Source organism: Corynebacterium sp. MSK004 (assembly GCF_030232515.1).
Taxonomy (GTDB): Bacteria; Actinomycetota; Actinomycetes; order Mycobacteriales; family Mycobacteriaceae; genus Corynebacterium; species Corynebacterium hesseae.
In genome coordinates, this window is the sequence record NZ_JASPKB010000004.1 from 254734 (window position 1) to 267295 (window position 12562).

Here is a 12562-nt window from a genome sequence, read left to right on the forward strand (position 1 = left end):
ACCGGGCTAACCCTGCCAGCGATCGCGGTTCGCGGACTCGCGAGTGACTTCCCCGTCCGTGCCAAAGTCGAACTCGTCCACGAGTCCGCGGCGCGCCTGGGAGGCGCGCTTGCGCTCGGCGGCGGAGACGCGGTCGGTGCCCATGAGGCGGCCGTCCTGTCCGCGGCCCGCATCAGTTGCGCGGCCACCGGCCATCGGCTCGTACTCGAAGGTGATGTCCCCGATGGTGACCGGGCAGCCTTCCTCCGCGCCCTGGCGGTGCAGTTCCTCTTCGACACCGGCCTTGGCCAGGCGGTCTGCGAGGTAGCCCACGGCCTCGTCGTTTTCGAAGTCGGTCTGGCGAATCCAGCGGTCGATCTTGTCGCCCTCGACGATGAATCCGCCTTCCACCTCGGGGTCGGGGCGGACGGTGAAGTCGGCGAAGGAGCCCTTCTTTTTCTTGCCCACGGACTTGGGCTGAATGATGGTGTGGTTCTTGTCCACCGCCGCCTTGGGCTGTGACTTGCGGTGTTCTTTCACCATCTCCATCAGCTTGTATTTGAGGGGCTCTAGCCCCTTGCGCGCCACCGCGGAAATGATGAAGACCGGCCAGCCGTATTTCTCCTCGAGGTCACCCTTGACGAATTCCGCGAGCTCCTCTGCCTCGGGAACATCCGCCTTGTTAAGGATGATGACGCGCGGGCGCTCGCGCAGGTCACCAAGCCCGGTGTCCTGCTCCAGGAGCTCCTGGTACTTGGCCAGCTCGGTCTCGAGCGCCTCGATGTCGGAAAGCGGATCGCGGCCCGGCTCGATGGAAGCGGTATCCACCACGTGAGCGAGCACCGCGGTGCGCTCGATATGGCGCAGGAAATCGAGGCCTAGGCCCTTGCCCTCAGCCGCGCCCGGGATGAGGCCCGGGACATCCGCCATGGTGAAAGACTCGTGGCCCATGTCCACCACGCCCAAGTTGGGCTGGAGGGTGGTGAAAGGATAGTCACCAATCTTCGGCTTGGCCGCCGAAAGGACCGAGATGAGCGAGGACTTGCCCGCAGAGGGGAAGCCGACGAGGCCGACGTCCGCCATGGACTTCAGCTCCAGGATGAGATCGCGCGCCTCACCCGGTTCTCCTTGCAGCGCAAAGCCTGGGGCCTTGCGGGCTGCGGAGGCCAATGCTGCGTTGCCGAGTCCGCCGAAGCCGCCTTCGGCCGCCACGAAACGGGTGCCCGGGACCGTAAGGTCCGCGAGCATCTCCCCATCCTCGGTATAGACCACGGTGCCCGCCGGCACCTCCAGAATGAGGTCCTTGCCGCGCGCGCCGTTGCGCCAGTCGCCAGCACCATTTCCGCCGCGCTCGGACTTGATGTGGGGGCGGTAGTGGAAGTCCATGAGGGTATGGATTTGGGTTGAGACCTCCAGCAGGATGTCTCCGCCGTGGCCGCCGTTGCCGCCATCGGGTCCGCCAAGCGGCTTGAATTTTTCGCGGTGGACGGAGGCGCAGCCGTGTCCGCCATCGCCTGCCTGCAGGTGCAAGACTACTCGGTCAATGAATCGTGCCATTCTCGCTACTCTCCGTACTGGCTGTTGCCAGTCTCCAAATCAACTTCTAATTGGGGCCTAAAGGTAGTCAGCTTACTCGCTGGCTGCGCCTCTTCTTACGACGTCGCTCATTCCACCACACGATCACCAACACCGCAGCGATAAGGATGAGCGCCAAAATCATCCACCACGATAGCTTAGGTTGCCACCCAGATTCTTCTTCCACCTGAGTATCTGCTCTTTCTGCGTGCACGAGTAAGCGGTCTGTATTGATGCCATAAGGCGTACACGTGATGAGGGTGAGTTTGTCTTTATCCACCTCATAGGTGACTGCATCGTAGTCTTCAGGTTTGACGACTTCGCGGCCGGTGACTTTATAGGTGAGGGTCTCACCCATGACGTCGATAGTTACGGTCTCCCCATCCTTCAGACGCGGAAGATTATCAAACATTGACGCATTAACCATCCCGGTATGGGCCGAAATCACAGTGTTAGTTCCCGGCCCGCCGACGGGTAGAGAAGAACCAAACATGTGGCCGGCCCCGCTGTATAGAACTGAAGGGGCAGTTGTGTGGAAGACAGGTAGATCGATGCCAATAGAAGGGATGCGCAAACGCGCAATGACTCCGCCCGTCTCTGGAGCATTGAGCGTATCTAAGTAGCGCTCGAAGCCAGGTGAACTGGGCTCGGGAGGATAAGCGTGATGTCCTTGCTGCGCCAACCAATCGTTATACTCATGCGCTGCACGAATATACTGCTGGCGCTGCGTTGGCGGGTCTATGTCTCGCACGGATCTGCCATAAGACTCGGCTTGCTGGTGCAGCTGATAGTCGTTGTACTGCGTAGCAACTATGGGATACAGCAGGATGAGAATCCCGGCGATGATGAGCCAGAAGGAACGGCGCTTACTCTTCCGTTTCGTCATCGTCCTCCCTGTTGCGCATGTAGAACCACAAGCCCAATGCCAATACTGCGAGGCCAAGTAAGAGCACAAAGACCAGAGTCTGCATACCAGTATCCGGCAACATTGCTGCCAACAGTCCGCTCAAACGTAGTGCTCCGTACGTATCGGAAGCAGAAACCTGAGCTGCAGGTGCTGCATCACTCTGCTGAGCGTACGCATCCGCCGTAACCGCGACGGTTCCCTTATAGCTAAAAGCGGTATCGGTGCTCTGGTTAATCACCACATCGAAGGAGCAGTCCCGCTTCGCCCCAGGTGCGAGGCGTCCCGCGGCATCTACGCTGCACACCGCCGCAGGGATTAGCCCGTTATTGTTGATCGTGAATTCTTCACCAGCACCGTTGCGAACTGTAAAGCCAGCCAATTCGGGTTCCTTGAAAAGGAAGTTGCCCAACGCTAAGGCGCCCTCATTCTCTACCTCATAGGTAAAGCGCATTGTTTCTGCTGAATCTGGAAGTATCGCGGTGTCCGCAACAGCCCCACTCAGGGCACTAATCGGCGCACCTTCAATCTTTTTCTTCACCTTGAGCCCTGGGAAAGAGTTCTTGGCATTAAACGCCCACTTCGCGCCATCCGTCGACAAGTCGGTCGGCGTGCTCACCGGCATTACGTCGAAGGACCACGTACCACCGGTAAGCCGGCCCTCGCTGTCGCTCGTTGTTTCGGCCGTCGGGTTAGCCAAGCGCTCACCTGAACTTTCAACGGAAACAACAGCACCCGCTTGCCCATCGGCCGTTTGCTCACGAATTGTGCAGTTTCGGTCGATCTCAATCCCCTTCAGCGTGTGGGATTCACCCGATTTAAGCTCGAACGATGTATCGCCACAGCTGGAAGCAAAACCGAAGGTCCTTCCTTTGCCTGCGGAGCCCGTAGAAGTCTTGGTAAAGGTGACGTCAACTCGATCACGCAGGTGCATTGCTTCCGCACCCAGCGTCATTACAGGCTGACCAGAGCGTGATTGCAGTTTCGGATCAATGCGGAAATCATAGCTGTACTTCTTCATCGCATCCGTAACTTCGTCAGCGGTGAGCGAAGCAAGCTTCTTGGTCGGGTTCTTGGCATCGGGCTGACCACCAACCCACTTACCAAACTCCACATATGGGGTGCGCTGAGACCTCGTGGCCTCGAGTTGTACTCGAGGCTGTAGAGCCGAGGATTTACTGAGATCCAAGGTGCAGTCGTAGCCAACCGGTAGCTCCACAACGCTGCCGCCTGAAGGCTCAGAGCTATCGGCGACCGTATAGGTAGCGTTAGTATTCACTGCAGCAAAGTTGAAGGATTTTTGGGTGCCCGAAGGATCTTTACACGTCAGATCATATTCATATTTGGAATTATCCGCGCCGCCCAAGTAGCCGTCCTGCATCGGGACGATGCGGACCGGTACGGTGCGACGCTTGTACGTGTTAACAAAGTCGACGGATTCAACCGAAGATTCGGCAGATCCAACACGCTTAGAAACTTCGCGTGAATCGGCGTTCCATGTCAACTCTGGCGGGGTTGAAGAAGGCTCATCCTCAGTTGCGGTACACCACGCACCAGACGGGACTTCCACTTCCGTTGCTTTGAACGTCCTGTCCGGGTCAGCAAATTTTTCGCTGTCTCCCGCAGCGAGAGTTGTGGGCAGACCAATATTTGAAGTGGAATATCCCACGCCTTGGCACTGGTAGTTGAATTTAAAATTCACTCCGGGTTTGGCATTTCGCAAAACATTCATGTCATCGTCTGAAGCCACAATTTTCTTGCTCATTCCAAGCTTGGATTTGACGAAGGTGTAGTAGTTAGTCAGCGTCAACACATTGTTGGACGTTCCATCGGCATTATCTGCCTTGATAGGAATCTGCTGGGAGGTAGTGGTGCCTTCCTTCACTTCGGAATCAATGAAAGGCTCAGCGTCGTTGCGCTGCAGACGCCACTCCACCTTCTGAGGGTTGAGGTGTGTCTCGAGCGTGGGCTTGCCCTCGCCTTGTGTCTTCTTCAAATCAAGCTGACCAAACTTATCGCCTGTGATGGAACAGTTTGCACCGACCGGAACATTGACAAACTCGGTGTGCCCGGGACCAGTGATCTGCTTGACATCAATCGGCGGAAGCTCTCCAGACTCTGCATCTGACCCCTCAGGATCCGAACAAACCATAGAGAAATTGTGCGTGTAATAGACGCTATCCCCAGTGACATCGGGCTGTGCCTTTTCAATGTCGATTGGAGTATTCGCAATCTTAGTGAGGTCGAGCTTGGCCATCTGCCGCTTATAGGTGTTAATTAGTTGCACCGGCGTGTCACCGTTGATAGCAAACTTAAGTGTCTTCTCAGCACGTTGGCCATCCGCTTCCACCTCCTGCGTGAAGGTAATTCCTTCTGCAGCGGTAGTATCGCCCTCAGTCACGCGACAGGTGGATCCGTCCGGAATGTCATCGAACACCAGCTTTTGGGTTTGCGGGTTGTCGGATTGCGGGGAACTTACTTTTCCTGCGTGAGACACCAGCACGCCCCCATCCGGCGGGGTACAGACGACACTGACGTCGAATTCACGCTGGTACTTAACGTTCTTGCGCACCGGGGAGATGTAATCACCGGTTTCTGAATCAAACGCGACGGTTTTGGTGATTTCCATCTTTTTCTCAGCGTAGCCATACGTGTGCGAAATGTTGACCACGGTCTGTTCACCTACCGTGAATACGCCAGAATCAACCCCTTCGCCAGTATCGAAAGATTTATTGACGTCGTCTGCTTTCAACGTGGAGTTTCGTGTGATCTCGAATCCATCTCCACGCTTCCCGTCATCAACATCGACCTCCTTGATCTGGCACGTGCTGGATTCTGGAATAGAGGAGCTAGGCACCTGGAGGGAAGATTCACCGGGCTCAAGAGTGAAACTCCCCTGCTCACCCAAATCAAGCTGAGTACCGTCGGAAGCGCGACACTCTAAGGTGTACTTCACCGGCTTGGTAAACTTTGCTACACCTGCAGTTCGCTGCTTGATGGTTACACCATCACCGGCAGCTTTGAAGGTATTAATAAGATCCACTTTTTCTTCAGGTTGTCCAACCTCGAGACTGAGAGAACCTACATTGGACGACCAGTCGAGACCGCGAACTGTGTCAGGATCCTTTTCAGAAAAGCGGCACGTGTTGCCATAGGGAACACGCATAGCTCCACCGGCCCCATCATTTACCAAAGATGCCAATTTTTCATCAGCTACATCCGCGATGAGGCGCTTGGTTTCCGATCCGCCAAGGCGAAGATCACCGCGAAGATCGACGTTGGTATATTGCCCCTCGGCTGTCTCAACGTTACGGACACCGCAGTCAAATGAAACTTCGTAATCAGCTGGCAGAAGGTTGGAAATGCCGAGTTCAGACCTCACCAGCTTATGGAGGTCAACGGTGGCTAGCCGGCTCACATAGTGATTGGATACGGTCACGGCATTGTGCTTCTCGTCGGTCGTATCATCAACCGTTAGTACCGGCTTGGATTTGGCTTCCTCATTAGTCAAGGACGTGACTTGGTCAGAGGTATCAGACGCCGAAACCTGGGTCCTATCTACAACCTGATTAGGGAACTCTGGTTGCTGCGACTCCCAAATTCGACACTCTGCACCAACGCGCGCACCTTTGATGTACTGGGCATTTTCACTTCCACTAGCGAGCTTCAGAGTTCCTTCTACCTTGCCAGCAGGATCATTCGGAGTCTCACAAACGTAGGAAACATCGTAAGTTCCTTCATTGGGAACCTTCGCGGCCGCGGGGCCAACAAGATTCTTTTGAACCTTTACGTCACGGCGCTGGAAAGAATACTGGGCATCAATAGACACAGTGGAAACGCTGTTGTTTTGCCCCGAGTCAGGAAACTTCAGAGGATAAGCTTCTGCCTGGTTCTTCTCCACGACAGCACCATCGAGCTTCAACGTGCGACCATCAAAAACAATGGTCTCGTTTTCAGTTCCCGACAAACCGGACAGCGGCTTGAGCAAGCAATCACGCCCGAGTGGCACGCCCGTAAACTGGGCCGTTCCATCAAGCTGGTTCGCGCCCGTGGACGTAGTTTTCATAGTGACAACCTGGTCATAATTTGCACTGTCACAAGTAAGTTCAAAGCGGTAGTCACGTGGGCTTCCGAGATGGCCCACCGCTTCACCATGAATGTGCTTGGACACGTTCACCGTGCCGGTACGGGCATCGAAAGCATTACCTGCCACTGCGCTGCTGACGCCCGTCGCGTTGGTGCTTCCCTCGGCTAATTTGACCGTCGCAGTGGGAGTAGCTCCAGTTCCAGATGTCACGTTGGAACCTGTCCAGGTCAATTTCAACTGCGTTCCTGGGCTAGCCTGCGCGTTCTTCTCCGTCAAAGTACACATGGCACCCGCAGGCAAACCTGTAACGGTATAACCAGCACCGTCCGCAAGCGCGCGTGAATCCGCAAGTTTCACGTCTGGATAAGCTGCCTTAAACCCTTGTGGCTCCGTGCAGGAATAGCCAATGTCGTACGTAAGCAGCTGAATATCTTTGTAATTCTTTGCAGTACCGCTCACCGACTTACGCAAGTTAAGTGATGAAGGCTTGAACTTAGGAGTCCACGTAACCTTACAGTTCATGGGGACCGAGGTCTTGTTCTCCATCACGAGAGTGGAAGTGCCAGTAGCCGTATCTTTTTCCAACGAGACACCCTTGCCCGCGGGGACACTCCTCTCTTTCACCGTGATGTTCTTCGTCGCATCGGTTGGATCAGTACATTGCCATGCGGGCTCGTAACGGTTGAAAGCAAGATTCTTCTGCGCACCTTGAGCAGCGGAGCGGAAAAGCATCACGTCCTTGGCATTAGTGCCGTTGGCATCATAGGCATCCATTTGGCGCAACGCTTGGGTGTAAGTTCCTTCACCCTGCCATGGAACAGGCGTCTCGGTACCGTTGAGTCGGGTTGCCATGGAGAAATCAAACGTTGTTGCTTGGCCCGTTGCCGCCTTCTCCATCGTGGTATCGACAGGCAGAACGTTTCCCGTCATTCGACCCATATTCAGCGCAAGAGCAAAGGCCTGAAATCCATCACGCGTGAACAGTCCTACATCGAGAGACGTAACGCCGTCACCACCAAGAATGTAAGTTCCTGCGGGATACTTATACGACGTGTTCTCCTTACAATAAACATCCTTGAAGGTGTTATCGCCCTCGTTGTAGTAGCTTTCCTTACCTGGTCCCAGAATGCTTCTCGAGTCTCTAGCGGGATCGCACGCAGGAAGATACCCAGGCGGCGTAATTCGGCGGTACAGATTCAGTTCTTGGTTCAATTCCGGCGCATCAAAAGACATATTTTCGCCGAATAGGCCAGACTCGGTTGCCTCCGCATCGATCGCGGTCATGCGATAGCCGGTGACGTTTTTACCGGTAGCCTTGTCTTTGACTTTGATGTCTCGGAACTGCACCTTAGCCATTTGGCCAGTAGAAACAACGCTGATTACATTCCTGAAGGTAATAGCCGGTGTACTGCTGTCACCGGTGAATTGTCCGAAGTACTGGACACCATTGATTTCATTACCAAACACACGGTTATTGATCGGACCAGCTTCCAGACCAAAACGCTTCATCTCCGTCGACCACTTGGTCGTACCGCCGCCAGCTCGTTCGGAGGACGTAAGGAGGTTGACTGTGAAGCTCATCTCATAGCGGCCCATATCCTTCGTGACGCGGGTAGGCGTGGGAGACAAAACTTGCATTAAACCTGCCATGTCAATCCAACACAACTGTTGGGCGTACGGTGCTACGTCACCTGTTCCCCTCCTGAAAGAACACTGGTTAAACGCGTTCTCATTCTTACCCCAGTTCCTCGAGGTTTGTGCTTGTGCCTCGGGGGTGGTGTGTCCTTCCCAAGGGCTGTTGGGCATAGCAAGGCCGGCAACCGCGATCACGGCCGCCACGATGACGGTGCCAAGGCGCTTCATCGCTGTGGTCAGTGTGGTCATCTGCACGGAGGCTCCTAAAGATTGTGGGTTGTTCGGAAATAGGCGAGAACCTATCACGGCTTCTGGCCCGCTTCAGATTCTGAAACATCGCCCGTTTCTTGTTCCTTCTCACGACGTCGCGAAAGGATTATAAAGGCCAACGCTATGAGCGTTAGACCTGCAAGTACGATCCCCATGACGCTGGCGCCAGTACTGGCCAAGGAGTCGAGCGCCCGGCTTAGCGGTCCTTGGTTTTGCGGAACGGTTGGTCGCTCTTCATCCGGTTCGGAGAGACGCGTGCTCGATGTTTCAGCGGCTTCGCCTTCGCCCGCAGGTTTTTCCGAGGAACCCCCGGAGCTTCCTGCAGCGCCTATTCCCAAGGCTGCGATGAGGGCGGCAATGGGCCGCCACAGGCGCGAACTGCTCGAGCCTCCTGGTTGGCTATTGCCATCGAGTACTACTTCAACCGTATTTGATTTTTCCGGCGTAAGGCCGATAGTGCAGTCAAGAGCGACCGGAGCACCATCAAGAGGTTGTTGATCGGCGACGAGACTATAGTGTGCGTTGACTGCTTGAATCTCTCCGGGCTTGGGAACGCAATAGCCATCCGGTGAGAAGAGCGCAGTGTTGTGGATCATTGAGTCGGAGGCCGAATTCTCCTTGACGGATGTCACGATATCGAAGTGGACCTTGGTTTCTGGATTTCCATCCCGTGAGGCGGCAAGCTTGGCCAAACCAGTCTTCTTGAGAGAGAAGGTTACCCGGTTACCTGACTCCCCCACCACGTAGTCCTCTTTCTCAAGAAGTCGCACATCGCCATCCGCATTAGTCACGCGTACGTTTTTAATGCCTTTGAAACTGAGAAGAGTGGCCAATGCGTCGATCACAACATATTGGTGCAATTCACCATTTACATCGCAAGGTGGAACCGACGTAGTGATTTGAAAGGTCAGCTCGTCTCCTAGGGCCGCCTTGTCAGAGCTTGCCTTCTTCTCAATAACCGTGGGCTGGTTCTTCGCCCGAACGAGGGCAGGCTCCTTCCCGATATAAACAAGAATCGGTGTAGCGACATCGCGATGCACATTTCCTGTGCGAAGGTTGACCTCCGAGACTTGGTAAACCCCTGGTTGAAGGCCATAGAAGCTAGCTTTGCCTTCTTCATTAGTGTCCGCAAAGTGGGCTTGGCCGGTGCTGTATCCGGGATCGTCGCCAAGCAGGCGCGGATTATCTTTAGCTAGCGCGCCGAGATCCGTAGATTCATTAGCCTGGAGATCAATCAACTGAACGGCTTTAAAACGGGCTTGCGTATCCACCGGCTCCCCTGCCGCACCAGCACCAAGAGTTTTGGCGATTACAAGACTCGCTACTTGTTGAGCTGGCACAGGCGCTGCGTTAAGCAAAGTCACGCAGACAATCATGAAGGCAGCAAGCACGGAGGCAAAGCGTCCATAGATGTGAGCGCGTGACTTCATGAGCATAGGTACTTTCACTAACTATAAATTTCTTGATCCTGCTTGCGCTTCTTGCGGCGCCGAGCCAGTAGCCACAGCAGGTAGGCAATAATAAAGACAACAACGGCGATAGCGATGGTCATCCACGACTGCCACGGGGGCTTGAACCCCTGGTCATAGTTGGCAGGCACGTCCGTGCGCTCACCATGGACCAGTAGCCGATGGGAGTTGATGCCATACGGAGTACAGGTAACAAGGGTGAGAAGGTCTCGCCCTTCTTCGACCTGGAGGTGTTCGATTTCTTCTGGAAGAACAGTTTCAATCCCAGTGACTTTGTAGGCAAGGACCTCACCCATGACCTCAATGGTGAAAACTTCACCCTTTTTGATGTGGGTAAGGTTGTCGAACATCGTCAGGGTCGCGAGCCCCGTATGTCCTGTGAGCACAGAATGAGTTCCCACTCCACCCACAGGCAAGGCTGTGCCGTATAGGTGGCCCACACCGTGGGCGAGCACGTTTGTCGACGTCCCGTGGTACACCGGCAAATCAATGCCGACGCTCGGGACTCGGACACGGGCCATCGGGCCTACGGTGCGCAGGATATCTAGGTAATCCTTGTAAGCGGGAGAATTAACATCAACACCGTTGACCCAGGGATCGGGGGCTCCTACCTCCGGCAGTTGGGCGTTGTACTCCGCGGCTCGCGCGAACTCAGCGGCACGCTCATCCTCAGACAAACGCGAAACGGAACGCGAATATTCTTCTGCAATCTGGTGCTGCTCAATGTTCTTGTAGTAGGTCAGCACGACCGGAGACAAGAACACCAGCAGAGCCAGTATGAGATAAACGATGGAGCGCGGATTACGACGTCGCCTTCTGCGTTGGGTCATGCAGTGCCCCGCCTTCCCGGAAACCCTTAATTAAGCAGTACGGGAATCCTTGTAGGAGGTGTAAATGCCGCGAGCCAGCAGTGCGAGACCAACAAGGAAGACCAAGATGATTCCCCAGGCACCGGTCGCCGGCAGCTGTCCCAGGACGGAGTTGCGCTGGTTGTCTACTGTGACGCTCAAGGTCTTTGCCGCAGCATCCACAGTGACATGCTGCGGAACCTCGTTACGCACGAAGTTCTTCGGGGCCTTGCTCTCAAGTACGCAGTAGTCCTTGGTAGTCACGCCGGTGGCAGCAGCAAAAGACTGTACCGGAATGGCATATCCCTTTGCCTCAGACTTAAGGCTTGGAGCGGTGCCCGTGGACCCAGAGGTCTTAATCGTGGTTGCTGAGTTTCCGCTTTCGGTGGTGGCCATGTTCAGCGGATCGCCGAGCAGCTGCCAGCTACCGTTTTCCTGCTTGCACTGATAGAGCTCGAACTCTGCGTCATTGAGGGAGTCCCCCTCCTTGGCGTTGCCAGAGGTCTTAGTGATGGTCAGGGTACCGAACGTGGTCTTGGTTGGGTTGTCCTCTTCGCCCGGGGTAGCCGGGTCATCGCCATTGGTATCTACCTCAGCGCCGTTGGGAAGGAGGATCTTCGCGGTGTTGGTAATCTCACCACCTTCCGGTGCCTTGGTGATGGTGGCGGGGAACTCAACGAGAACCTTCAGGCCAGGAGCACTCTTACGGGCTTCCTGCAGCTTGGCCAAGCCGTCCTTGGTGAATTCCACCTGCAAGGTATTGGTAGCAGTATCCAAGGTGGTGTTGTAATCGCTTGCTGCAAGCGTTGCACCATTGGTGGCTCCGTCGAGCGAGACCTTGACTTTTTGCGTGTCGACCTTTAGAGCCGCATTAAGCGGGTCTTGGATGATGAAACGGGTCAATGCGTCAGCGGGTACCGGTGCATTCACGGTATAGGTCAGCTGCGTTCCGATGGTCGCGTCAGCGTCCTTGACCTGCTTGGAGGGAACTAGCTTCTGGTTCTTCGGCTGAACAGCCTGCTCATAGACCCACTCGCCATTAACATCATGGGGCAAGGTGACGAGGAAAGGCGGAGCGGTGGTGTAACCAGCGCGGTTAATCTCGGTAACTTTGTAGGCGCCCACCTTCAAGTTGTCGGTAGCCGTATCGAAGGTGGCCACGCCATTATCACTAGTCTTCTTGGTGACAGCCGTAAAGCCGCCATCGATCGGCGCATTCGCTGCCGTGTAGCCGGAGAGCTGCTTCCAGCCCTCCTGCTTAGTCAAGTCCACATCGACGCGCTCGACCTTGAACTCAGAGTCAGCCAGCGGGGTGCTGGTATCGCCCGGGTCGCCGAGGTACTTGGTGATGGTTAGCTTGACGGGTTTAGTCGCATCGATGACAGACGCAGCGCTAGGAGTGACAGGAGCAGGAGCAGTCTCCACACCAGCCTGGGGAGTTGTAGTGGTTTGCGCAAGCGCAGGAGCCGCAAAGCCTGCTCCTGCGACGGAAATAGCACCAGCCGCGACGAACGCAACGAGACGAGTAGAAGCCTTATTCATAAAGGTTCCAATCTCCCAATGTAGGGAATAGGCGAGCACCATTCCGGCACTCGAGAGAAGTAATTCACTGGGAGAATACTAGGAAGCTGAGAGGGTTGCAAACCTTATCCTGCCGATATGCGCCTACCCTTAATTTATGCATAGCTACAATTCGACTAAGAAAGACTCGCCGCTAGTGTTGCGACCGGCTATTTGGTAGCAGTGTCGTGACTATCTGGTAGCGCTTCAGTGAGTATCTGGTAGCAGCTCGCGG

Annotated in this window: 6 protein-coding genes; all 6 read right to left on the bottom strand. The window is 55.2% G+C overall.

Going from position 1 to position 12562, the window contains the following annotated elements:
* Positions 1–6 precede the first annotated feature (6 nt).
* The 6 genes from obgE to QP999_RS06850 all read right to left on the bottom strand — a co-directional run bounded on the left by obgE (position 7) and on the right by QP999_RS06850 (position 12309).
* Complete coding sequence (gene obgE, locus QP999_RS06825) at positions 7–1536, bottom strand: GTPase ObgE (RefSeq protein ID WP_284847947.1); 1530 nt, start codon at positions 1534–1536, stop codon at positions 7–9.
* 67 nt (positions 1537–1603) lie between these two features.
* Positions 1604–2440, bottom strand: coding sequence for a class C sortase (locus tag QP999_RS06830; RefSeq protein WP_284847948.1), 837 nt, complete (start codon positions 2438–2440; stop codon positions 1604–1606).
* A complete protein-coding gene (locus QP999_RS06835; protein WP_284847949.1) occupies positions 2421–8429 on the bottom strand; it encodes a DUF5979 domain-containing protein in 6009 nt (2002 codons plus the stop codon). Before QP999_RS06835 ends, QP999_RS06830 begins: the two co-directional genes overlap by 20 nt.
* A gap of 53 nt (positions 8430–8482) precedes the next feature.
* Positions 8483–9880: an isopeptide-forming domain-containing fimbrial protein gene (locus QP999_RS06840; protein WP_198531037.1), complete on the bottom strand. Its 1398-nt coding sequence runs from the start codon at positions 9878–9880 to the stop codon at positions 8483–8485.
* Between the two features lie 17 nt (positions 9881–9897).
* Entirely contained in the window at positions 9898–10749 is an 852-nt protein-coding gene (locus QP999_RS06845; RefSeq protein ID WP_284847950.1) for a class C sortase, read from the bottom strand.
* Positions 10750–10779: 30 nt separating this feature from the next.
* A complete protein-coding gene (locus tag QP999_RS06850) occupies positions 10780–12309 on the bottom strand; it encodes a SpaH/EbpB family LPXTG-anchored major pilin (protein ID WP_284847951.1) in 1530 nt (509 codons plus the stop codon).
* Positions 12310–12562 lie beyond the last annotated feature (253 nt).